This window comes from Janthinobacterium sp. FW305-129 (genome assembly GCF_020858115.1).
Classification (GTDB): domain Bacteria; phylum Pseudomonadota; class Gammaproteobacteria; order Burkholderiales; family Burkholderiaceae_D; genus Janthinobacterium.
The window spans coordinates 150,120-173,579 of the sequence record NZ_JACYMM010000009.1; the positions used below are offsets into that span (position 1 = coordinate 150,120).

At 64.6% G+C, this 23,460-nt stretch carries 15 protein-coding genes; 8 read left to right on the top strand and 7 right to left on the bottom strand.

From position 1 onward, the window contains the following. Positions 1-16: 16 nt before the first annotated feature. Positions 17-910, bottom strand: a complete 894-nt coding sequence (locus tag IGS61_RS19205; protein ID WP_230541135.1) for a DMT family transporter — start codon at positions 908-910, stop codon at positions 17-19. Between the two features lie 101 nt (positions 911-1,011). Here IGS61_RS19205 and IGS61_RS19210 point away from each other — a divergent pair, with 101 nt between their 5' ends. Both IGS61_RS19210 and IGS61_RS19215 read left to right on the top strand, forming a co-directional pair. Beyond that, complete coding sequence (locus tag IGS61_RS19210; RefSeq protein ID WP_230541136.1) at positions 1,012-1,791, top strand: AraC family transcriptional regulator; 780 nt, start codon at positions 1,012-1,014, stop codon at positions 1,789-1,791. Positions 1,792-1,872: 81 nt separating this feature from the next. Further along, positions 1,873-4,335 carry a tetratricopeptide repeat protein gene (locus IGS61_RS19215; protein ID WP_230541137.1) on the top strand — a complete coding sequence of 821 codons (2,463 nt, stop codon included), beginning with the start codon at positions 1,873-1,875 and terminating at the stop codon, positions 4,333-4,335. Here IGS61_RS19215 and IGS61_RS19220 read toward each other — a convergent pair. The 4 genes from IGS61_RS19220 to IGS61_RS19235 all read right to left on the bottom strand — a co-directional run bounded on the left by IGS61_RS19220 (position 4,332) and on the right by IGS61_RS19235 (position 6,885). After that, positions 4,332-4,982 (bottom strand): FABP family protein, encoded by a 651-nt coding sequence (locus IGS61_RS19220; RefSeq protein WP_230541138.1) that lies wholly within the window; start codon positions 4,980-4,982, stop codon positions 4,332-4,334. The genes IGS61_RS19215 and IGS61_RS19220 overlap by 4 nt on opposite strands. A 78-nt stretch (positions 4,983-5,060) precedes the next feature. Beyond that, positions 5,061-5,462, bottom strand: coding sequence for a hypothetical protein (locus tag IGS61_RS19225; RefSeq protein WP_230541139.1), 402 nt, complete (start codon positions 5,460-5,462; stop codon positions 5,061-5,063). A 2-nt stretch (positions 5,463-5,464) separates the two neighbouring features. After that, entirely contained in the window at positions 5,465-6,268 is an 804-nt protein-coding gene (gene map / locus IGS61_RS19230; RefSeq protein ID WP_230541140.1) for a type I methionyl aminopeptidase, read from the bottom strand. Between the two features lie 17 nt (positions 6,269-6,285). Next, positions 6,286-6,885: a TetR/AcrR family transcriptional regulator gene (locus IGS61_RS19235; protein ID WP_230541141.1), complete on the bottom strand. Its 600-nt coding sequence runs from the start codon at positions 6,883-6,885 to the stop codon at positions 6,286-6,288. A 113-nt stretch (positions 6,886-6,998) separates the two neighbouring features. Between IGS61_RS19235 and IGS61_RS19240 the strand changes: the two genes are divergently transcribed. Together IGS61_RS19240 and IGS61_RS19245 are read left to right on the top strand one after the other, a co-directional pair. Continuing rightward, positions 6,999-8,513 (top strand): AMP nucleosidase, encoded by a 1,515-nt coding sequence (locus IGS61_RS19240; RefSeq protein ID WP_230541142.1) that lies wholly within the window; start codon positions 6,999-7,001, stop codon positions 8,511-8,513. Positions 8,514-8,668: 155 nt separating this feature from the next. Then, a complete protein-coding gene (locus IGS61_RS19245) occupies positions 8,669-9,187 on the top strand; it encodes a hypothetical protein (RefSeq protein ID WP_230541143.1) in 519 nt (172 codons plus the stop codon). 42 nt (positions 9,188-9,229) lie between these two features. Here IGS61_RS19245 and IGS61_RS19250 read toward each other — a convergent pair whose 3' ends face one another. Then, positions 9,230-9,700 carry a cyanophycin metabolism-associated DUF1854 family protein gene (locus IGS61_RS19250; RefSeq protein WP_230541144.1) on the bottom strand — a complete coding sequence of 157 codons (471 nt, stop codon included), beginning with the start codon at positions 9,698-9,700 and terminating at the stop codon, positions 9,230-9,232. Positions 9,701-9,702: 2 nt separating this feature from the next. Further along, on the bottom strand, positions 9,703-11,973 hold the full coding sequence (locus tag IGS61_RS19255) for a cyanophycin metabolism-associated ABC transporter (protein ID WP_230541145.1): 2,271 nt from the start codon (positions 11,971-11,973) through the stop codon (positions 9,703-9,705). Between the two features lie 467 nt (positions 11,974-12,440). Between IGS61_RS19255 and IGS61_RS19260 the strand changes: the two genes are divergently transcribed. The 4 genes from IGS61_RS19260 to IGS61_RS19275 all read left to right on the top strand — a co-directional run bounded on the left by IGS61_RS19260 (position 12,441) and on the right by IGS61_RS19275 (position 23,458). Next, positions 12,441-14,618 carry a cyanophycin synthetase gene (locus tag IGS61_RS19260; protein WP_230541146.1) on the top strand — a complete coding sequence of 726 codons (2,178 nt, stop codon included), beginning with the start codon at positions 12,441-12,443 and terminating at the stop codon, positions 14,616-14,618. Between the two features lie 62 nt (positions 14,619-14,680). After that, entirely contained in the window at positions 14,681-17,251 is a 2,571-nt protein-coding gene (gene cphA / locus IGS61_RS19265) for a cyanophycin synthetase (RefSeq protein WP_230541147.1), read from the top strand. Positions 17,252-17,423: 172 nt separating this feature from the next. Next, positions 17,424-20,570, top strand: coding sequence for an EAL domain-containing protein (locus tag IGS61_RS19270; RefSeq protein WP_230541148.1), 3,147 nt, complete (start codon positions 17,424-17,426; stop codon positions 20,568-20,570). Positions 20,571-20,797: 227 nt separating this feature from the next. Then, positions 20,798-23,458 carry a TonB-dependent receptor gene (locus tag IGS61_RS19275; protein ID WP_230541149.1) on the top strand — a complete coding sequence of 887 codons (2,661 nt, stop codon included), beginning with the start codon at positions 20,798-20,800 and terminating at the stop codon, positions 23,456-23,458. Positions 23,459-23,460 lie beyond the last annotated feature (2 nt).

The window sequence follows — 23,460 nt, forward strand, 5'->3', positions numbered from 1 at the left end:
CAGCATAGCAAAAAAACTAGGCACTGGCGCGACGGCGCAGGGGGCGCTTCAGATATTGCACCATCACCACGCCCAGCAGGGTCACGCCGCCGCCGATCACGTCATAGCTGTGCAAGGTTTCACCGAGGAACAGCATGGCGATGATGACGGTAAATACGGGCAGCAGATTCATCAGGGTGGTGGCGCGGCTGGGGCCCAGCTTGGCCAGGCCGTGCATCCACAAAAACGGCGCTATGATGGAGGCGGGGATGCCGGCAAACAGCACCAGCGGCAAGCCGGCGCCGGTGACGGGCGGCGCCGACTGGCTCAGGTAATACACGAACAGCACGGGCACGGCGCACCAGACCTGGATGAGCAGCGAATGCCAGTTATTCAGGGGAATCTTCCAGCGCTTGAGCAGCACGCCATAGCCTGCATACGACAAACACGCCAGCAGCATCAGCGCGTCACCCACGGCCGCGCCATGGGCGAGCAGCGCGGCCGGGTCGCCATGGCTGAGCAGGTAACCGAGTCCCAGCAGTGACACGAGGCCGCCGAACACGCCGCCCACGGTGGGCGCCTCCTTCAACACCAGCACGGACAGGCCCACGGCCAGCAGCGGCATCATCGATGCCAGAATGCCCATGTTGGTGGCCGTCGTCGTTTGCGCGGCGATGTAGGCGAGGCATTGGTACATGACCATGCCCAACATGCCCAGCACAAACAGTTTCCCCAGATACGGTTTCACCACGACCCGCTGCTTCCACACGGGGCGGGCAAACACGAGCGCCAGCAGCACGCCGGCCAGCAGCCAGCGGTAGAACGAGATGGCGGCCGGATCGATCACGCCGACAGCCATCTTGCTGACGATGGTATTGATGGCCCAGATCAGCACGGCGATCACGGGAAACAGATAATGCTTGGCTTTCATGCAAGTACTCCACGATTCAATGACTGCCATTTTCGCATGGTCTGATTCCATGGATATAATGAAAACCGGACAATCGATGCGAAGAACAGGACAAAGACACCATGGCCAGCAACCAGCATTTCCCCGCCGTTTCCGACGCCCTGCCCTATCCCGTGTACTTTCGCCTCGACGATTATCACGCGCATCAGCAGTTCGATTACCAGAGCCATCCGTGGGGCCAGCTCACGTATTGCTCCACGGGCGTGATGGAAATCATGGTGGCGGGTCAGCGCTATCTGTCGCCGCCCCAGTACGCCGTGTGGATACCGCCGGAAACTTTGCATGACGGCTATATCCGCCAGGATGTCGTGTTTCACTCGGCCTACATCGATGCCAGCCTGTGCGCGCAGTTGCCGGCGCAGCCGTGCGCGCTGGTGCTGAGCCCTCTGCTGAAAGCCATCCTGGCCGACTTCGCCGAAAGAAACGTCACCACGCCCGCCAGCGCAGCCGACCAGCGCCTGGCGCAGGTGCTGGTCGACCAGTTGCAGCTGGCGCCGTGCAGCCGCAACTATTTGCCCGGCAGCGACGAGCCCGTCATAGCGGCCTTGCTGGCCGCCCTGCAGGCGGAGCCTGGAAGTAACCGCTCACTGTCCGAGTGGGCCGCGCAATTGCATGTTACCGAGCGCACGCTGGCCCGGCGCTGCCAGCGCGAACTGGGCATGCCGTTCGGCGAATGGCGCCAGCGCCAGCGCTTCCTGGCCGCCCTGCCGATGCTGGAACGGGGAGAAACCGTGCAGGCGATCGCGCTGGAACTGGGCTACAGCACGGCCTCCGCTTTCATCGCCATGTTCCGCCGCCAGAGCGGCGGCACGCCGGACCAGTTCCGCCGCGGCCTGCGCTGAAAAAGCGGGTCCGCTTTGTCATGCTTTGTCATATTGGGATGCTAAAATTCAAACATCTTTCCAGAGAGCAAAAGGATGCGCATGAACCCCAGCACCGAGACGGCCCATGAAACCCCAGGCAGCGAGGATGCGCCGCAGGTGACAGAGACGGCCGTGACGGCGCCAGCGCCCCTCACGCTCGGCAAGGAGGAAGTTCCCACCGTATTGGGCAAGCTGCGCACGCTGGTGCAGGACAAGACGCGCTTCGAGCCGCATGACATCACGCCGCTGGGCGAGGAAGACGTGCTGCAGGATTTTTCCCTGCAAGCCAATTACGCGCTCGAGGCGCGCTTCGAGCAGCGCGTCATCAATGGCTATTTTGCGCCGACGGGAAATGACTGCCGCTGTGGCTCCCACGAGGTGGGAGCACTCGCTCACGCGCAGGAGAAGGAGCGGCTGCGCCGCGCGGCGGCCAAGCTCGACAATGCCTTGCGCCAGCCGGGCCAGGCCTACAACGGCGTCGAAGCGGGCGTCTACCTGCCGCACGCCGTCAAGTACTGGCACCTCGATACCTGCAGCCCCTGTTCCGGAAAAGGCCGCATCGGCTGCCACACCTGCCACGGCGCGACGACGGAAACGTGCTGGAACTGCCACGGCGGGCGCACCGTCAGCTGCGACGCCTATGGCTGCTACGGCAGCGGCAAGGTGTCATGCTCGTATTGCAGCGGCAGCGGCACGGTGTCCGAGCAAGTCACCGACTACATCACGGTGCAAGTGCCCACTACCACCTACAGCAACGGCAGCTCGCACACCAGCTACCACAGCGAAACGCGGCCCCAGTACCGCACCGAATACCGCTCTTGCTACCATTGCAGCTACGGCAAGGTCAGCTGCAACACTTGCCACGGTTCCGGCAACATCAATTGCGGCACCTGCCGCGCCAGCGGCAAGATCACGTGCCGCACCTGCAGCGGCGTGGGCGACTTGCGCTGCAACCCGTGCGACGGTTCCGGCAAGGTGGGCAAGGCGGCCTGGGTCGACGTGCACGTGGCGCCCGGCTACAGCGTCAGCCTGCCCAAGCAGGCGCCCGACGACGCGCGCCGCATCCGCGACAAGGAGAGCGTGCACTCACTGGCCGCCATTGCCAGCAGCCTGGCCCTGGCGAAAGTGAGCATTTACAATGAAGACCAGCCGCAGGAAGTCGACGCCCTGTATGCGGCCAAGCTGCGCATCGTGCGGCTGGATGCATCGTGCAACGCGGAAAAGCACCACCTGGTGGCGTACGGCACGGACTTGCGCTGGCTGACCCTGGACGACATCGTGGAAAAACTGCTGCGTGGCGACCTCAAGGCGCTCAGCGACGCGCTGGCCGGCAGCTTGGATGACGGCCTGTTCTCGGCCCACGTGCAGGGGCTATTAACGCCGCTGCGCGACGTGGCCGCATCGGAACTGAATGCGGACGTGATCGAATCGGTCCTCAGCGGCGACGCGGACCATGCGCACGTCGATGTCGTCTCGGCCGAGTATGCGCAGAACGTGCGCACCTGCGTGCTCGGTGCCCTGCGCCAGGTCTACACGCGGCTGGCCAAGCAATTCTGGTGGAAAAGCGCGCTGGCCGCGCTGGCTGCCGCCATCGCCACCTGGTTCTTCGCCGGGCGCGGGGCCGCCGCCGTCGCCGGCTTGCTCGTCACGGGCGCCGGCTACTGGCTGTTCAACCGCAAGGTAAAAAACGTGCTCAGTGAAGCGCTGGGCGGCGAGCAGCAAGCCGCACGGGCCATGGGCATCGCCGGCAAGGGCCGCCGCAACCAGCTGGCGCAAGTGCTGATCCTCGCACCAGCCAGCCTAGCCGTGCTGGCCACCAGCTATGGCTTGCCCGTGCGCGTGCGTCCCGCTGCGCCGCCGCAGCAGGCGGCCATGGCCTCGGCACCCGTCGCCCCCCATGCGCCGGCCGCCGTGCCGCAGGACGCAAGTGCCGCCAAGGCCGTCAAGCTGTACGAAAATGGCGACAAGGCGCAGGCGCTGGCCATGCTGGAAAACCTGGTCGGCAAGGGCGACGCGGGCGCGTATGGACTATATGGCTGGATGCTGCTGATGGGCGAAGGCCAGAGCGGCCCCGCCGTCGCGCCGACGGCGCGGCAGCGCGAAGCGCGCCAGGTAGCCGCCAAGCCCCTGGTCGGCAAGGGCCTGGTGAAGAACGACAGTTATGCCTTGACGGCGAAGGGTGTGATGCTGGCCGAAGGCTGGCAGGAGCCGCGCAACATGGCGCGCGGCCTGGATCTGCTGAAACAGGCGGCGAACAAGGGCAATGCGCAAGCCATGCATCTACTGGGCCTGTACCACGTGCGCGGCTACCAGATTCCCGTCAACCACAAGGAAGCGCGCAAATGGTTCACCCTGGCCGCCGACAAAGGCAGCGCGGGCGACATCTACAACCTGGGCCTGATGGACTGGGAAGGCGCTGGATTAAAACGCCCCGACCGCGCCAGCGCCATGCAGCGCTGGAAGATCGCCGCCGCCATGGGCGAGGAGCGCGCGATCAAGGCCGTGGCCCAGGGACAGCCTTAAGCGGCGGCTGCCGCCAGCGCCTGCAGGGCCATCGGGTTCGGCGTCGGTTCGCCAATTTTCGTCAGCAGGTTGCGGTCCGTGTGGTGGAACGGTTCGTCCTTGCCGCGGATCAACATGACCGTGTCTTCGTCGTAGCCCCAGGTGCCGTCGGCATGGATATCGACCTTGATGCGGTATTCGACGGTGGTGAACGCGTGTTCGAGGAAAGGGTTCGAGCAGATGCCGTAGGCCGTCGAATCGCGCTTGGCCACCAGTTCAAAACTGGTGGCGTCCGCCGTCGTCGTGCCCGAGGCCATGGCGATCTGGCCGCGCGGGATGGCCAGGGTCTGGATCACGGCGCCCGTGGCCGGCTCCCACAGCCAGTAGCCCACCTGTTCATGGTAGGTTTTGACCTGGTCCGGCTTGGTGATGTGGATGTAGTAGCGCAAGCCGTAGAACAGCTGCGGGCCGTTGGTGACGGGGTCGATCGGCTGCAGTTCGATGCGCTCGACGAAGGCCTGCTTGCGCGGGCCATCCGCTTTCGGCTTGACGTCCAGGCCGCGCGTGCCCGTCCAGATGCCGGCCATGCCCGTCAGGGGGCCCAGGTTGTTCAGGGTGTGCACGTCGGCGGACGGCTCGGTGTAGATATCTTCGGGAAAATCGCTCATGCGGAAGTCTTCAAAATGGGGCAACAGTGCTTGCCGCCATTGTAAGACGCGCGCCCGCCGGCGGCAAAGCGCCAGCCGTCAGGGAAACTGCGTAGTGTGGCGCTCGATGAACAGCAGGGCCGCAGCGGCCAGCGCGGGACGCTGCGCTTCAAACACGGCTGCATCGCGCGTTTGCAGCAGGTTGGCGGCCACCTCGGGCAACAGCAATTCACCGGCAATCAGCGCCGCCACCGCGTCGACATTCGCGTACAGGGCGCTGTCGAAGCCTTCCCAGTCCACATAGGCCAGCCACTCGGCCAGCCGCACCACGCCGGCGACGGGCGGCGCTAGGGCCGCGATGCGTTCAGAACGCAGCACGCTGTCGTCGCGGATGCCTTCCTGCTGCAGCACGGCCAGCGCCACATGCTGCAGCGCGTCTTCCGGGTCGCGCCGGTATTTGTTCAGCAGGCGCTGCGTCAAGCTGGCACTGGCCGCATCCATGCTCAGACCAGCGGCTCGGTCGAACCGGTCAGGGTGAAGATTTCAAAACCCGTTTCCGTCACGGCCAGCGAGTGCTCGAACTGCGCCGACAGCGAACGGTCTTTCGTCACCGTCGTCCATTTGTCTGGCAAGACCTTGACCTGGTAGCTGCCCACGTTGAGCATCGGCTCGATCGTGAAAATCATGCCTGGTTCGAGCACGATGCCCGTGCCGGCGCGGCCATAGTGCAGCACTTGCGGCGTGTCGTGGAAGACCTGGCCCACGCCATGGCCGCAGAAGTCGCGCACGGAAGAAAAGCCCTGCGACTTGGCCACCGCTTCGATGGCGGCGCCCACGTCGCCCAGGGTCGCGCCCGGACGCACGGTGTGGATGCCGGCCATCATGGCGTCATACGCCGTGTTGACGAGGCGGTTGGCCAGGATGGACACGGCGCCCACCTTGAAGGTGCGGCTGGTGTCGCCGAACCAGCCCTGGAACTTCGGCGTCACGTCGATGTTGAGAATGTCGCCCACTTTCAGGATTTTCGTTTCCGACGGAATGCCGTGCGTGACCACGTGATTGACGGAGATGCAGCTGGCGTGCTTGTAGCCGTGGTAGTCGATGGTGCCGGGAATGGCGCCGGCGGCGCGCATGAATTCTTCGCACAGGGCGTCGAGTTTGGCCGTCGACACGCCCGGTTTTACGAAAGGCGCGATGTAGTCGAGCGTATCGGCGGCGATGCGGCCGGCCGCGCGCATGCCGATGAAACCTTCTTCGTCGTGCAGGGGGATTTTCTTGCCGTGTTCAAGCTGGGTGGAATAGCGCATGGGGATTCTTTTCTTTGTCAGTGTGTGATGGTTTGGGTCGCCCAGCCGCGCACGGCGTCGTGCGAGGCGCGCAGCATGGCGTCGACGCTGGCCGGTATCGGCCGCTCCTGGGTCAGGTAAGGCTTGACGACGGCCACGGGCGCGTCGATCAGCACGAATTTGAGCAGCATGTGATCGAGATCAAGCTCCTTGGTGGCAGGCATGGCTTCGGCGCAGCGGGCAAAGCAGGCGTCGAGCGCCGCCTGTTCCTCTTCCACGGCGGCCAGCAATTCCTCGCCAAGGCCACTGCAGAAATCGGGGCTGTCCTCGCATTGCAGCAGGAAGCGCGCATACACGGGCTTGCGCCGGCACCAGTCCAGCAGGCCGTGCACGCCAGCCCAGGTGTCGCCGCCGAGCCAGCGGCTGGCTACCTCCTCGCGGAAGTCGCTCTTCACGCGCAGCCAGGCGCGCGCCAGAATCGCATTGCGCGAATCGAAGCGGTGATACACGGAACCGATGGGCGCGCCGGCCTTGACGGCGATGGCGGCCATCGACACGGCGGCCACGCCGCACTGGGCGGCGACGGCGATCGCGCTGTCGATAAAGTTGTTTTCGTTGAATTTGGCGAGTCTGACCATTCAAATAGAATACAGATTCTATTTGAATCCGTCAAGCGCCCCCGACATGCGCCAACATGAGTTGCCTTGCTGCCTTACAATGGTATGCACGAACCGCCACAAGGAGAATCCGCTTGCTTACGCCCCCCTTCATCGCCTCCTCCCGCTTCGACGATCCACGCCTGGCGTTGGAACAGGTGCAAGCCATTTACCGCAGCAGCATCGAACACTTGCGCGACGCGCTGCAGCGCTTTGTCGCCGGCGAAGACATGCACGAGCGCGTGCGCGCCTGCTACCCCTTCGTGCGCATCCAGACGGACACCGTGGCGCGCGCCGACTCGCCGCTGGCCTACGGTTTTGTCGCCGGCCCCGGCGTGTTTGAAACCACCCTGACGCGCCCCGACCTGTTCGGCGATTACTACCTGGACCAGTTCACCCTGCTGCTGAAAAACCATAACAGCGGCCAGAAAGTGCACCTGGAAGTGGGCGTCAGCGCCCAGCCCATCCCTGTGCATTTCTCGTTCGCCGAGCATGACCATATCGAAGGCAATATGGATGCGGGCCGCCGCCTGGCCATGCGCGACCTGTTCGACCTGCCCGACCTGTCGGCCATGGACGACGGCATCGCCAACGGCACGCACGAACCGGCGCATGGCGAAGCGCAGCCGCTGTCGCTGTTTACGGGGCCGCGCGTCGATTACTCGCTGCAGCGCCTGCGCCACTACAGCGGCACCTCGCCGCAGCATTTCCAGAACTTCGTCCTGTTTACCAATTACCAGTTCTACATCGACGAATTCATCCGCCTGGGCCACGCCATGATGGACCGCGCGCCCGATGCGGCCGCACCCTCGGACGACGACGGCTACGTCGCCTTCGTCGAACCGGGCAACGTCGTCACGCGCCGGGTCGGCCAGACGGTCGAAAGCGAGGATGCGCTGGGCGCCGCCCCGCCGCGCCTGCCGCAGATGCCCGCGTATCACCTGCTGCGCACGGACGGCAGCGGCATCACCATGGTCAATATCGGCGTGGGACCGGCCAACGCCAAGACCATCACCGACCATATCGCCGTGCTGCGCCCGCACGCCTGGCTGATGCTGGGTCATTGCGCCGGCCTGCGCACCACGCAAAGCCTGGGCGACTACGTGCTGGCGCACGCCTATGTGCGCGAAGACCACGTGCTCGACGAAGACTTGCCGCTGTGGGTGCCGATCCCGCCGCTGGCGGAAATCCAGCAGGCACTGCAAACGGCCGTGGCGGAAATCACCCAGCTCACGGGGCATGATCTGAAACACATCATGCGCACGGGCACAGTCGCCAGCACGGACAACCGCAACTGGGAACTACTGCCGCAGCGCACGCCGGAGCGCCGTTTCAGCCAGAGCCGCGCCATCGCGCTGGACATGGAAAGCGCGACGATCGCCGCCAACGGCTTCCGTTTCCGCGTCCCGTACGGCACCCTGCTGTGCGTGAGCGACAAGCCGCTGCACGGCGAAATCAAGCTGCCCGGCATGGCCAATCACTTCTACCGCGAACGGGTCGACCAGCACCTGCGCATCGGCATCCGCGCCGTGGAACTGCTGCGCCGCCAGGGCGTGGACCGGCTGCATAGCCGCAAATTGCGCAGCTTTGCGGAAGTGGCGTTTCAGTAAGCCATCGACTCCACCGGGTGGATCAACGGATCCACCCGGGCACTCAAAAAAAAAGGACATCCATGCATTTTGTTCGATGGTGCGCGCTTGCCGTGCCACTTTGCCTGTCGGCGCCCGCGCTGTCGGCAATGCTCGTCACACCCAGGCAGGTCAGCATGCACCCGATCATCGAGCGCGCCGAAGCGGGCTTTGACGTATGCGGCATCAAGCTGACCGCGACGGTGATGGTCGGGGAAAATCTGGAAAGACACGAGTTCCTGCTGCTCACTTCAGCGTCGACATTGCGGGGCAGTGTCAAGGCGGGAAGGAACAGCCTGCCAGTCAGCCAGCTCAATGTGCGGCCGATACAACTCCAGCCGAAACTGCCGGGCCCCACGGGATTCTGGCTGGCTGCCGCCGGCCAGGGCAAGGCCATGCGCACGCAGACAACGCAGAGCGATGAACCTGGCTATCTGACCGGCGCCGTACCCCTGCCTGCCGCCATCGAGCAACTGGAGCACTTTGTCGCCGGTAAAAAAATGCAGTTCGGCATCGAGTATGCGGCCGACCAGCCCCAGTACGCCATCAGTTTTTCGGACAAACTGCCGCTGCCTGCACGCACCGATTTATTAGCATGCTTGCAAGGGCAACTTGAGACGATGCGCGAAAAACACACAGATATGCTGCAACAATGAAAAACGGCGCCGTGAAGGCGCCGTTTTTGATTGCTGCATCGCTTACAGGAAGCGATCCAGAATCTTGCGCGTCGTCTTGTCGATATTGAACATGTCGCGTATCAAAAAGTGGATGCCGTGGTTGTCGGCGATCAAGAGCGACGTGGCGCCGATGCGGCGGATGTCTTCCTCGCCTTTCAGCACGAACTGCGTCTCGCCCCGGTCCGTGTCCACATACCAGGTGCACGGCGTGGCAAAACTGCTCACGCTTTTCACGCGCGCGATTTCCGGCATGAATTCGCGCCCTTCCAGTTCTTCCTGCAGCAGGCTGCGCGCAGGCTCCGGCATGGTGTCGATGTGATCGATCCACGCCACTTCCTTGCCATTGCCCAGCACCAGCGAAATGCCTTCGTCGGGCGACTGGATGGGAAAGGCGCGCACGGGCGCCACGCCTTCAAAGACCTGGCCGTCCGCGTCCGTCATCACCAGCTTGCCGAAAGGGTCGCGGTGTAATGTAAAAGTTGTGCTGGCCATGCTTATTCCTTGTCATCCAGGGCGAGTTCGTTATTGCGCGCCTGTGCTTCGTAGAGGCGGAAATAGGCGCCCTCTTTCGCCATCAGTTCATCGTGGCTGCCCACTTCGACGACCTGGCCGCGGTCCAGCACCACCAGGCGGTCGGCCCGGTGCAGGGTCGACAGCCTGTGCGCGATGGCGATCGTCGTGCGGCCCTGCACCAGGTTATCGAGCGCCTTCTGGATTTCTTTTTCCGTTTCCGAGTCCACCGACGACGTGGCTTCATCCATGATCAGGATGCGCGGGTCGATCAAGAGCGCACGGGCGATCGAGATGCGCTGGCGCTCGCCGCCGGACAAGCCCTGGCCGCGCTCGCCCACCATCGAATCGTAGCCTTGCGGCAGGCGCAGGATGAATTCGTGGGCATGCGCGGCGCGCGCGGCGGCGATGATCTCCTGGCGCGTCGCGTGCGGCTTGCCGTAGGCGATATTTTCCGCGATGGTGCCGAAGAACAGGAACGGCTCCTGCAGCACCAGGCCGATGTTGCGGCGGTAGTCGGACACGGCGAACGAGCGGATGTCGACGCCATCGAGCAAAATCGCGCCTTCCGACACATCATAAAAACGGCAGATCAGGTTGACCAGCGTGCTCTTGCCCGAACCGCTGTGGCCCACCAGGCCGATCATCTCGCCCGCCTTGATGTTCAGGGTGATGCCGCGGTTGACGGCGCGGTTGCCATAGCGGAAACCGACTTCGCGCAAATCGATCCTGCCTTCGATCTTGTCCAGTTTGACCGGTTGCGCCGGTTCCGGCACGCTCGACACGTGGTCGAGGATGTCGAAGATGCGCTTGGCGGCGGACGCCGATTTCTGCGTCACGGAGACGATGCGGCTCATGGAATCGAGACGGCCATAGAAACGCGTGCTGTAGGCGATGAAGGCGGTCAGCACGCCGACGGTGATTTCGCCGCGCGACAGTTGCCAGATGCCGAAGCACCAGATGACCAATAATCCCATCTCCGTCAGGAAGGAGACGGTCGGCGAGAACAGCGACCAGACCTTGTTCAACTTGTCGTTGACTGCCAGGTTGTGCGCGTTAGCGTCGCGGAAGCGCGCCGCTTCGCGCTTTTCCTGCGCAAACGCCTTGACAACGCGAATGCCGGGGATGGTATCGGCCAGCACGTTGGTCACTTCGCTCCACACGCGGTCGATCTTTTCAAAGCCCGTGCGCAGGCGGTCGCGCACCAGGTGAATCATCCAGGCGATGAAGGGCAATGGCGCCAGGGTCATGATGGCCAGCCACGGGTTCATCGACCACAAAATGACGCCCGTCATGATAATCATCAACACGTCGGAGGCGAAATCGAGCAAATGCAGCGACAGGAAGACGCAGATGCGGTCGCTGCCGCTGCCGATGCGCGCCATCAGGTCGCCCGTGCGCTTGCCGCCGAAAAATTCCAGCGACAGTTTCATCAGGTGTTCATACGTGGCCGAGCGCAAGTCGGCGCCCATGCGTTCGGACACCAGGGCCAGCACATAGGTCTTGCCCCAGCCCAGCAGCCAGGCCAGCAGGGCCGAGCCGAGCAAGCCGCTCATGTAGTACACCACCAGCCACGGGTCGATATGCTTGCCGTTTTGATACGGGATCAGCACATTGTCCATCAGCGGCGCCGTCAGGTAGGGAGGAATCATGTGCGCGGCGGTGCTCAGCAGCATCAGCATGAAGCCCAGCGCCAGCTGGCCGCGGTAGGGGTGGGCGAAGCGCCACAGGCGGAACAGGGTCCAGGTCGATGGCGGCGTGTGCAGCACCTTGGCGCAGATCGGGCATTCTTCCTGCTCCGGCTCCAGAGGCGCCTTGCAGCTTGGACACACTTCCTGCTCCGCTTCCAGCACGGGCTGGCCCGTCAGGTGGCTGTCGAGGCGCTCGACGAACTGTTCCAGCACGCGGATCGCATGCAAATTCTGGCCCAAAGTAAAACGCCACGAAGCCAGGCGGCCGTGGTCGTCGAACAGTTCCAGGTGGCCGACACCGGCGTGGTCATGGTGCGTCAGGCGCAATCCAGGGCGGAAAGACCAACTTTTCCAGGCGGTGTCGCCCGGGGAACGGGCCAGTAAACGCTTCTCGGTGACAACAATTATGCCTTTTGTGAAACGTAATCGCGCATCGAGGTCAACCTCAACGCTACTTAAAACGTTCTCCCCTGGAGAAAGGTTGCTCTCCACTTCCGCCAGCCAGTGTTCCGGCAGCGAAGTGAGGGGAATAGTTGTTGCAGGAACACTCAGTTCAGTTGTCATCGTAAAGCATACTCCGGCTCGAGGCCAAGCCCTTCAGGGCGGGATTTGGGGGATGGGGCAGACGCCCGATCAATGTTTGTGTATTGCGCGGTGGCGAGGTGGATGCACCAGTGGCAATTTCCTGTATTGTATCGAATGGATGCCTGCCGGTAATGAATGATGGCAAAACGGCGCAAAAAAATGCGCGCTCATCGTACGCAGGCAAGTATACAACAGCCCGCTGTTGCGCAAATGCTCCAGCTTAGCCCGGAGTCGGTATCTTTATAACAAGTATGGCAACAATTAGTAACAATTAGAATGACAACACCAGCAGAATACGAGAAGCAAACGCGACAAGAGGCCGCTAAAAGTGGCACACTGCGCATACCCGGGATAAAGAACCAAGCACGAGCCTGAAAAGACTCTGTAGAGCCAACATAAAGTATCTGGCGCCCAGACGCCTGGCTTGTTATCAAGAAACCACTTACATGATCAAGAAGAAGAACATCGAATTTGCGCGCGTCACCCACTTGCGCGGCCCCAACATCTGGACTTACCGCCCGGTGATTGAAGCCTGGGTCGACATCGGCGAACTGGAAGACTATCCATCCAATACCCTGCCCGGCCTGTACGAGCGCCTGGTGGCGTGGCTGCCCGGCATGATCGAGCACCGCTGCGGCGTGGGCGAACGGGGCGGCTTTTTCGAGCGCCTGCGCGAAGGCACGTGGTCGGCCCACATCCTCGAACACGTGGTGCTGGAGCTGCAAAACCTGGCAGGCATGCGCACGGGCTTCGGCCAGACGCGCTCGACCAGCCAGCGCGGCGTCTACAAGATGGCCTTCCGCACGCGCGAAGAGCACGTGGGCCGCGCGGCCCTGGCCGCCGCGCGCGAATTGCTGATGGCCGCCATCAACGATGAAGCCTACGACCTGGAAGCGGCCCTGGCGCCCCTGCGCGACATGGTCGACTCGCGCTGCCTGGGCCCAAGCACGGCCAGCATCGTCGATGCCGCCACCGAGCGCCGCATCCCTTCCCTGCGCCTGAACGACGGCAACCTGGTGCAGCTGGGCCACGGCGCCGCGCAGCGCCGCATCTGGACGGCCGAAACGGACCGCACCAGCGCGATCGCCGAAGGCATCGCCAGCGACAAGGATCTGACCAAATTCCTGCTCAAATCGTGCGGCGTGCGCGTGCCCAAAGGCAGCCTGGTGCGCAGCGCCGAAGCGGCCTGGGAAGAAGCGCAGGACATCGGCGTGCCCGTCGTCGTCAAGCCGTATGACGGCAACCATGGCCGCGGCGTGTCGCTGAACCTGATGACGGAAGCCGACGTCAAGGCGGCCTATGAACTGGCCGCGCGCAAGGGCGACAGCTCGGCCGTGCTGGTGGAAAGCTTCATCACGGGCGACGAACACCGTCTGCTCGTCGTCGGCAACAAGCTGATTGCGGCCGCCAAGGGCGAATCGCTGTGGGTAGACGGCGACGGCGTCTCGTCCGTGCTGGAACTGGTGAACACGCAGATCAATACCGACCCGCGCCGCGGCGAAGGCGAAGATTTCCCGCTGGGCACCGTCAAGCCGCATGAATCGGGCGAAATCGTGCTGGAACTGCAGCGCCAGGGCATGACCGCCCTGTCCGTGCCGCAGGCGGGCCAGAAAGTGCTGATCCAGCCGAACGGCAACGTGGCCATCGACGTCACGGACGACGTGCATCCATCCGTCGTGCATGCGGCCCTGCTGGCCGCGCGCGTGGTGGGCCTGGACATCGCCGGCATCGACCTGGTCACCACCGACATCACGCGTCCGCTGGAAGAGCAGCGCGGCGCCATCATCGAAGTCAATGCCAGCCCCGGCCTGCTGGCGCACATCAAGCCGGGCGTGGGCCAGCCCCGCCCTGTGGGCGCGGCCATCGTCGACCACCTGTTCGCCGCCGAGGAAACGGGCCGCATTCCGCTGATCGGCGTGACGGGCACGCGCGGCGCCAGCCTGATCGTGCGCATGCTGTGCAAACTGCTCAACCTGTCGGGCCTGCACACGGGCGCCGTCTGCAGCGAAGGCATGTATCTGGACCAGCGCAGAGTCGTCAGCAGCGATTGCGTGAACTGGGACGCGGGCCAGCGCCTGCTGCTCAACCGCACCGTGCAGACGGCCCTGTTCGAGAGCAATCCGCGCATGATCCTGGCCGAAGGCCTCGCCTATGACAAATGCCAGGTCGGCATCGTCACGGACATGGGCAGCCTCGATAGCGTCAAGGATTTCGACGTGCTGGACGAAGCGGGCCTGTACAAGGCCGTGCGCAGCCAGGTCGACGTGGTCGTGCCGACCGGCGTGGCCGTGCTCAACGCCGCCAACGCGCACGTGCTGGAACTGGCCGAACTGTGCGACGGCACGGTGACCTTGTATGCGCAGGATGGCAGCTTGCCGGCCATCGCGGCGCAACTGGCCGCCGGCCAGCGCGCCGTATTCGTGCGCGGCAACCACATCGTGCTGGCCGAAGGCGGCATCGAAACGGTCTTGCTGTGCCTGGACCTGCTGAAACCGGCCACGGCCGGCAATGTCGACAGCGTGCTGGCCGTGGCGGCCGCCGCCTGGGCCATGAACCTGCCCGTCGACCTGATTTGCGCAGGTTTGCGCACCTTTGACGCGGCCCCTGGCTGCATCGGCAACTAAGGCAGCACTCAAGCCCGGCTACGGCCGGGCCCACAAGAACACAACAGGATTACGGTTTAATTATGGAAGTATCTCGCGTACGGGCCTTGCGGGGCCCTAACCTCTGGAGCCACGACACCGCCGTGGAAGCCATTGTTTCCTGCACCACGCAGGAACTCGACATCGCGCAGCTGCCCGGCTTCGAAGCCCGCCTGCGCGCACTCTTTCCGCAACTGAGCCCGCTGCAACCGCTGGGCAACTACAACGCCGCGCCGATGGCGCAGGTGCTGGAACTGGCGGCGCTGGGCCTGCAGGCGCAAGCCGGCTGCCCCGTCACCTTCAGCCGCACCACGCCGACCCTGGAAACGGGCATCTTCCAGGTCGTCGTCGAATACTCGGAAGAAGCCGTCGGCCGCCTGGCCCTGGAACTGGCGCAGCAGCTGTGCCAGGCCGCGCTGGCCGATGCGCCGTTCGACCTGGCCGGCGCCCTGCACCAGTTGCAGGAACTCGATGAAGACGTGCGCCTGGGCCCTTCGACGGGCGCCATCGTCAACGCCGCCGTGGCGCGCAACATCCCGTTCCGCCGCCTGACCGAAGGCAGCCTCGTGACGTTCGGCTGGGGCAGCAAACAGCGCAAGATCCAGGCCGCCGAAATGGACGGCACCAGCGCCATCGCCGAAGCCATCGCGCAGGACAAGGAACTGACGAAAAAACTGCTGGATTCGGCCGGCGTGCCCGTGCCGCAAGGCCGCGTCGTCGTCGATGCGGACGACGCCTGGGCCGCCGCCTGCGAAATCGGCCTGCCCGTCGTCGTGAAACCAAAGGATGGCAACCAGGGCAAGGGCGTCACCGTCAATGTCACCACGCGCGAACAGCTGACGGCCGGCTTCCTCGCGGCGCAGGAATTCCGCGACGACATCCTCGTCGAACGCTACCTGCCGGGCCACGATTTCCGCCTGCTCGTCATCGGCAACAAGATGGTGGCAGCCGCCCGCCGCGACCCGCCGCAAGTGGTGGGCGACGGCCAGCACACGGTGCGCGAACTGGTCGACCAGGTCAACCTGGATCCGCGCCGCGGCAGCGGCCACGCCACCTCGCTGACGAAAATCCGCTTCGACGACATCGCCCTGGCCAGCCTGGCCAAGCAAGGCTATGTGGCCGAATCCGTGCCGCCCGTGGGCCAGCGCGTGATCTTGCGCAATAACGCCAACCTGTCGACGGGCGGCTCGGCCACCGACGTCACCGTCGACGTGCACCCGGAAGTGGCGGCGCGCGCCGTCGCCGCCGCGCACATGGTGGGCCTGGACATCTGCGGCGTGGACGTCGTCTCCGAAAGCATCTTGAAACCGCTGGAAGAGCAGAATGCCGGCATCGTCGAAGTGAACGCCGCGCCGGGCCTGCGCATGCACCTGGCGCCTTCGTTCGGCAAGCCGCGCCCCGTGGGCGAAGCCATCATCGCCGCCATGTTCGCCGAGGGCGACGATGGCCGCATCCCCGTTGTCGCCGTCACGGGCACCAACGGCAAGACCACCACCGTGCGCCTGATCGCCCACCTGCTGACGGCTTCCGGCCTGCGCACCGGCATGACGAACACGGATGGCGTGTACATCGAAGGGCGCCAGATCGACAGCGGCGACTGCAGCGGCCCGCGCAGCGCGCGCAACGTGCTGCTGCACCCGGACGTCGACGCGGCCGTGTTCGAGACGGCGCGCGGCGGCATGCTGCGCGAAGGCCTGGCTTTCGACCGCTGCCAGGTCGCCGTGGTGACGAATATCGGCGCCGGCGACCACCTGGGCCTGAACTACATCACCACCGTGGAAGACCTGGCGGTGCTCAAACGCGTAATCGTGCAGAACGTGGCCGACAGCGGCGTGGCCGTGCTGAACGCCACCGACCCGGCCGTGGCCCGCATGGCCAAGAATTGCAGCGGCACGGTGACCTTCTTCGCCGCCGACAAGACGCATCCCGTGATGGCCACGCACCGCGCGCAAGGCAACCGCGTGGTGTACGTGGAAGACGGCAAGCTGGTCGCGGCGCAGGGCAAGGAACGCCACGAAATCGCCCTGTCGCAGGTGCCGATCACGCGCAACGGCGCCATTGGCTTCCAGGTCGACAACGTCATGGCGTCGCTGGCCGCCGCCTGGGCCGTGGGCCTGGACTGGAAAACCATCGCGCTGGGCCTGAAAACCTTTGCCAATGAAGCCGACAATGCGCCGGGCCGCTTCAACGTCTTCGATTACAAGGGCGCCACGCTGATCGCCGACTACGGCCACAATCCGGACGCCATCCTGGCGCTGGTGCAGGCCGTCGAAAGCATGCCGGCCAAGCGCCGTTCGGTGGTCATCAGCGGCGCCGGCGACCGCCGCGACGAAGACATCCGCCAGCAGACGGAAATCCTCGGCGCCGCCTTCGACGACGTGCTGCTGTACCAGGATCAATGCCAGCGCGGCCGCGCCGACGGCGAAGTGGTGGCCTTGCTGCGCCAGGGCCTGGACGGCGCCAAGCGCACCAGTCATATCGATGAAATCAACGGCGAATTCGTCGCCATCGACAAGGCCCTGGCGCGCCTCGGTGAAGGCGACCTGTGCCTGATCCTGATCGACCAGGTGGAAGAAGCGCTGGCGCACATCGCCAAGCGCGTCGCCGAAGCCTAAGCGCAGCCTGACGGCACACGAGGGCGGCCTGCGGGCCGCCCTTTTTATTGGCGCCCGCCGCCTTCCTGCGCGCACCCGCATGGTGCAAAAGCCCCCTTGCAAGCTTGTAAATTCAGGCATGGAAATTGCTGATAAGAAAACATAAATGGGCTGACGAGAAGGTGGGGCACGCATGCTGGGCAGAATCTCGCGCATGATCGGAAAATTGACGGTGGGGCGCAAGCTGGCGCTGATCTATTTGCTCGACCTGTCCGCCGTGATCTTCATTTCCGGCATCCTCATCAACGAAAAATATCTCGCCATCGATTTCTCGCGCAAGGAGATGGCGGGCAATGACTACATCGCCGCCATCCGCGATGCACTGCTGCCGCCGGGCGCGCAGGCGGCAGCCGTGGAACAGGCCGAACGGCGCTTCGGCGCCGGCATGCACAGCGCGGAACTGAATACGCAATTTGCCGCCCTGCTGCGCCAGGCCGGCCGCCCTTCCGCTACGCCGGACGACGGCATCGCGCCCTCGCCCGCCTTTGTGGCCGGACGCGCACTGCTCACGCGGGTGGGCAACCAGTCGAACCTGATCCTCGACCCGGACCTGGACAGCTATTACACGATGTCGCTGGTGATCCTGCGCTTTCGCGAGCTGCTGGAAGTGATCAACAGCTCGCGCGCCCTGGCCCTGCAGCTGGCGACAGCCGAAGGCGCGCAGCGCCAGCGCCTGCAAACCCAGTTCCTGATCCTCGAAGGACGCATGGATGCCACCATGGGCGGCATCGGCAGCGACTACACGGAGGCATTCGCGGCCAGCACGCCGCTGCTGCGCCAGCACCTGGATGGCTCGCGCGCGGCCCTGCGGCACGCCGTGGCGCAGTTACGCGCCAGTACCCAGGCGCTGGCCGGCGCGCAAGCCAACCCCGCCGGCGCGCGGGAACTGCTGCACCGCGACGCGGTGGCCCTCGCCACACTGCGCCTGGCATGGCGCGATACGGGCAACGAATTGCAGCGCCTGATCCAGCTGCGCGTGGACGGCTTTTTCACGCGCATGTGGCTGCACCTGGGCACGGCCGTGCTGCTGCTGGCGATGATACTGGGCCTGGTGTTTTTCGTCGCGCGCCAGATCGCCCTGCCCATCCGGCGCCTGGCGCGCGTGGCGCAGGAAGTGCGCGAAACGGGCGACCACAGCCTGCGCGCCGTCTGGGACAGCGAAGATGAAACGGGGCGTCTGGTGCGCGCCTTCAACACCATGCTGCAGCAGCTCGACTTCCAGCGCATGGCGCAGCAGGACCTGGTGGCGCGCGCCAGCGCGGCCGATGCGCAGCGCCAGCTGGTCGACGCCATTCCCATCCCGCTGATGGTTACCTCGATCCCGCACCACCAGGTGCTGCACGCGAACCAGGCCGCGCACGCGTGGCAGGGCGGCCTGGAACTGGACCCGTGGGTGGGCGGCATGCATCCGCAAGCCCGTTCGCGCTTCTTCCAGCGCTTGAGCGACCTGGGCGCCGTCGACGAATTCGAGGTGTGCTGGAGCGGCGGCGGCACGCCCACCTGGGCCCTGATTTCCGCGCGCCTGATCGATTACCAGGGCCAGCGCGCCGTGCTGTCGACCTTCACGCCGATCAACAAGATGAAGCTGATGGAGTCGCGCCTGGAACTATGGGCCAAGGTCTTCGAGGCCTCCGCCGAAAGCCTGATCGTGATGGACGCCGGCATGCGCATCATCACCGTCAACCAGGCCTTCCGCCGCCATTCGCTGTACGACATGGTGGAGCTGATCGGCAAGCGCCCCGCCTTCCTGCTGGCGCCCGACAACCCGCCCGAGCAGCTCGACAGTCTGCGCCGGACGCTGGCGCGGCGCGGCTACTGGCAGGGCGAAATCTCGGTGCAGCGCAAGTCGATGGAAAGCTATCCGGCCTGGCTGGTGATGAACGCCGTGCGCGGCCTCGATGGCGTCACCACGCACTTCATCGCCAGTTCGCTCGACATCAGCGAACGCAAGGCCAGCGAGCGGCAGATCGAGCACATGGCCCACCACGACGCGCTCACGGGGCTGGCGAACCGGCACGTGTCGAAACTGCGCCTGGCGGCGGCCATCGCGCAGGCGCGCCGCAGCGGCGAAAAGGTGGGGGTGCTGTTCATCGACCTGGACCGCTTCAAGCACGTCAACGACGCGCTGGGCCACCATGTGGGCGACGCCCTGCTGCAATCGGTCTCAATGCGCCTGCTGCAGCTGGTGCGCGAAGGCGATACCGTCAGCCGGCTGGGCGGCGACGAATTCGTCGTCATCCTCAACGGCATCGGCGACGCCGCATCCATCGCCGCCCTGCTCGACACGCGGCTGATACCGGCCATGCGCGAGCCGCACCAGGTGGCAGGCAGCGAGCTGTATGTCTCGTGCAGCGTGGGCGTGGCCATCTATCCGGACCACGGCGACGACATGGATACCCTGATGCGCCACGCCGATGCGGCCATGTACCAGGCCAAGAGCGGCGGGCGCGATCACGCGCGCATGTTCACGCCGCAGATGCAGGAGCAGCAGTTGCAGCAGCTGCACCTGGAGAGCGATCTGCGGCACGCCATCGAGCGGCAGGAACTGGTGCTGTACTACCAGCCGCGCATCGATGCTGGAAGCAGCCGCCTGAATGGCGTGGAAAGCCTGATCCGCTGGCAGCATCCGCAGCACGGCCTGATCGCGCCCGACAGCTTCATCCCCGCCGCCGAGGAATCGGGCCTGATCGTTCCCATCGGCGCGTGGGTCATCCGCGAAGCGTGCCGCCAGCAGGTGGCCTGGCGCGAGGCGGGCGCGGGCGACATCGCCGTGTCGATCAACCTGTCGGCCATCCAGCTGAAAAGCGGCACCCTGGCGGCCACCTTGCGCGAGGTGCTGCGCGAGTTTCCCGTCACGCCGGGACAGATCGAATTCGAACTGACCGAATCGATCCTGATGGACAACGTGGACGACACCATCGCCACCCTGCACGCCATCAAGGCGCTGGGTTTTGCGCTGTCGATCGACGATTTCGGCACCGGCTATTCGAGCCTGAACTACCTGTGCCGCTTCCCGCTCGACAAGCTGAAAATCGACATGAGCTTCGTGCAGGACATCCACGGTTCGCCGCAAAACCTGGCCGTGACGAAAACCATCATCGGCCTTGGCCATACCCTGGGCTTGACGGTCACCGCCGAGGGTGTGGAAAGCGCGGCCGATGCCGACGTGCTGCGCCACGCCGGCTGCGATGAATTGCAGGGCTACTTTTTTGCCCGCCCCATGCCGCAGGCGCACTTCATGGCCTGGCTGGCGCAAAGCGCCGCGCCCTGCGCCGCCTGACGCCTCCTGTGGAGCGCCCGCAACGCGCATGCGCCGGATTCGACGACGCGCGGCGCGCCGCCAGGGCGCATGAATGCAGCAGGGATACCGGAATTGATATGGACATCGCAAAAGAAGTCATTTGTGGGGCAAAGTCATACCCCCTACCATGTTTCTTGAGCAAGTTTCAGCTCCGGCGGCAACTGCCGCAGCGTTCTCAACATAACTAAAATACAGGTGGAGACAAGATGAAGCAATTGATGGCAACGGGCACCCGCACGTCCCGACACAACACACGGCTGACCTTGAAGGCCACGGTGGCCGCGCTGGCCGGCGCAGGGCTGCTGAGCGGAGCTTCCGTCTGGGCGCAACAGGCGCCCGCCGCGGAAGCACCAGTGGAAGAAACGGCGCCGGCGGCAGCGCCCGCAGACAATGCCGGCATCGCCGTCGTTGCCGTCACGGGCGTGCGCCGCGCCGCACAAAGCGCGCAGACGATCAAGAAGAACAACGACCAGGTGGTCGATTCCATCGTCGCCGATGAAATCGGCAAATTCCCCGACAAGAACGTGGCCGAAATCCTCGGCCGCGTGACGGGCGTGCAGATCCGCCGCGAAGGCGGCGAAGCCGGTTCCGTCATCATCCGCGGCCTGCCCGGCGTGGTGACCCTGCTCAACGGCCGCGAAATGTTCACCTCCGTGGGCCGCAGCCTGTACCTGGCCGACATCCCGACGGCCATGCTGCAGCGCGTGGACGTGTATAAATCGCAGGGCGCCGACATGGTCGAAGGCGGCACGGCCGGCGTGGTCGACGTGCGCACCAACCGCCCGTTCGATTTCAAGGGCTTTACCGCCTCAGGCAATGTGCGCGCGGAGCACCGCGACAAGTCCGGCTCGACGGATCCGAACGTCAGCGGCATGGTCTCGAACCGCTGGAAGACCCCATACGGCGAATTCGGCGCCCTGCTCGGCCTGTCCTACCAGCGCAGCAAATATTACGACGAGACGATCTGGAACGCCGAACCCGTCAAGCGCCCCGAAGCGGGCAACATCACGGGCCCCGATTCCGTCGGCATGATCCCGACCGTGGGCGACCGCAAGCGCTACGCGGCGAATGCCGCCTTCCAGTGGCGTCCGAACTCGCAGGTGGAAGTGTATGCGGAAGGCATGTCGACCCTGATCAAGCATGCGTTCGACAGCCAGTTCTTCGTCGGTTCGCTGCCCTGGGGGCAAAATCCCGACATCACCCTGATCCCCGGCACCAGCCAGGCGGCCACGGTGGGCAAGATCGACGGCCCATGGTCGCCGTTCACGCTCGGTTCGACCCAGGCGCGGCGCGACCGCTCGATCGGCTCGCAAGGCGCCATCGGCGCGCGCTGGGATATCACGCCGCAGCTGCGCGCCACCACGGAACTGGCGCGCACGGTGAGCAACTTCGAGCGCGAATTCCCCATCCTCGACTTCCTCGCCCACCCGACCAGCATCATCGGCAGCACAAACGTGAACGGCGGCGCGCAGATCAGCTACCCCGGCTACAACATGCTGGACCCGAAGAATTACACGCTGCTCGGCTTCTACGATAACCACAGCCACGACGAAGGCAGCTCCACCGATTGGCGCGGCGACGTCACCTACGACATGGACAGCACCGGCTTCTTCCGAGAATTTTCGGGCGGCGTGCGTCTGGCCAAGCGCAAGGCCGAATCGATACGCGAAAAAAATGGCCAGGGCGGGTTGTCTTCGACCATGTATGCGGACGCGATTCCCGGCCTGGCCTGCGCCTCGCACGAAAACACGGGCAACTTCGGCCTGCAAAGCTGGCTCACGCCCTGCCGCGACTTCATGCTTAACAACACGGCCGTGCTGCGCCAGCTGTTTACGGGCAGCAGCGAACGCAGTCCGGACGATCCGATGACCCACTACAAGGATGTGGAAAAAACCAATGCCGTCTACGGCAAGGCGCGCATCGGCTTTGACCTGGCGCAAGTACCGGTCGATGGCACCTTGGGCGTGCGCGTGGTGCAGACGAAGCAGGACTTGCAAGGCAATTCCTCGCAAAACGGCATCATCACGCCCGTGCGCGTGAAGACGTCGGATACGGACGTGCTGCCCAGCCTGACCCTGAAAGCCATGCTGCGCCAGGACCTGATCGCCCGCATGACCGCAGGCAAGGCCGTGCAGCGCCCCAACTTCGCCGACTTCAATCCCGGCGTAAGCCTGGGCCAGAGCCTGGAAATGGTGCGCCCGACGGGCGGCGGCGGCAATCCCGACCTGAAACCGGTGGAAGGCAAGAACCTCGACCTGGCGCTGGAATGGTATTTCGCGCAGACGGGCTCCGTCACGGCCACCGTATTCCGCCACAACTTCAAGAATTACATCCTGTCCGGTTCGGCCAAGGAAACGTACAACGGCATCGAGTACGACATCACCCGTCCGCGCAACACCTCGAAGGGCCATCTGCAAGGCATGGAAATGGCCTACCAGCAGTTCTACGACAAGCTGCCCGGCTGGCTTGGCGGCCTGGGCCTGCAGGCCAACGCCACCTACATGACGGGCGAACTGGAAGAACTCAATGGCAGCGCACACCCGTTCACGGGCATGTCGAAGTGGTCGGCCAATATCGTCGGCCTGTACGAACAGGGACCGTGGTCGGCGCGCCTGGCCTACAGCTGGCGCGACAAGTACGTCGACGACTACAACTATCGCGGCAAGGGCATCCACCTGACCGTGGCGCCGACGAAAACCCTGGACGCGTCCGTCTCGTACAAGCTCAACCCGCATACCACGGTGACGCTGGACGCGAACAACCTGCTCGACTCGACCTACCGCGACTACCACGACACGCCGGAGTATGTGCGCGATGTGCGGCGCTATGACAAGGTCGTGGGACTCTCCGTCCGCTGGAGCTACTAGCC

What these genes read in the sequence shown, in the direction of transcription:
- IGS61_RS19205 (WP_230541135.1), bottom strand. Translation starts at nt 910, where the DNA reads ATGAAAGCCAAGCATTATCTGTTTCCCGTGATCGCCGTGCTGATCTGG.
- IGS61_RS19210 (WP_230541136.1), top strand. Translation starts at nt 1,012, where the DNA reads ATGGCCAGCAACCAGCATTTCCCCGCCGTTTCCGACGCCCTGCCCTAT.
- IGS61_RS19215 (WP_230541137.1), top strand. Translation starts at nt 1,873, where the DNA reads ATGAACCCCAGCACCGAGACGGCCCATGAAACCCCAGGCAGCGAGGAT.
- IGS61_RS19220 (WP_230541138.1), bottom strand. Translation starts at nt 4,982, where the DNA reads ATGAGCGATTTTCCCGAAGATATCTACACCGAGCCGTCCGCCGACGTG.
- IGS61_RS19225 (WP_230541139.1), bottom strand. Translation starts at nt 5,462, where the DNA reads ATGGATGCGGCCAGTGCCAGCTTGACGCAGCGCCTGCTGAACAAATAC.
- map (WP_230541140.1), bottom strand. Translation starts at nt 6,268, where the DNA reads ATGCGCTATTCCACCCAGCTTGAACACGGCAAGAAAATCCCCCTGCAC.
- IGS61_RS19235 (WP_230541141.1), bottom strand. Translation starts at nt 6,885, where the DNA reads ATGGTCAGACTCGCCAAATTCAACGAAAACAACTTTATCGACAGCGCG.
- IGS61_RS19245 (WP_230541143.1), top strand. Translation starts at nt 8,669, where the DNA reads ATGCACCCGATCATCGAGCGCGCCGAAGCGGGCTTTGACGTATGCGGC.
- IGS61_RS19250 (WP_230541144.1), bottom strand. Translation starts at nt 9,700, where the DNA reads ATGGCCAGCACAACTTTTACATTACACCGCGACCCTTTCGGCAAGCTG.
- IGS61_RS19255 (WP_230541145.1), bottom strand. Translation starts at nt 11,973, where the DNA reads ATGACAACTGAACTGAGTGTTCCTGCAACAACTATTCCCCTCACTTCG.
- IGS61_RS19260 (WP_230541146.1), top strand. Translation starts at nt 12,441, where the DNA reads ATGATCAAGAAGAAGAACATCGAATTTGCGCGCGTCACCCACTTGCGC.
- cphA (WP_230541147.1), top strand. Translation starts at nt 14,681, where the DNA reads ATGGAAGTATCTCGCGTACGGGCCTTGCGGGGCCCTAACCTCTGGAGC.
- IGS61_RS19270 (WP_230541148.1), top strand. Translation starts at nt 17,424, where the DNA reads ATGCTGGGCAGAATCTCGCGCATGATCGGAAAATTGACGGTGGGGCGC.
- IGS61_RS19275 (WP_230541149.1), top strand. Translation starts at nt 20,798, where the DNA reads ATGAAGCAATTGATGGCAACGGGCACCCGCACGTCCCGACACAACACA.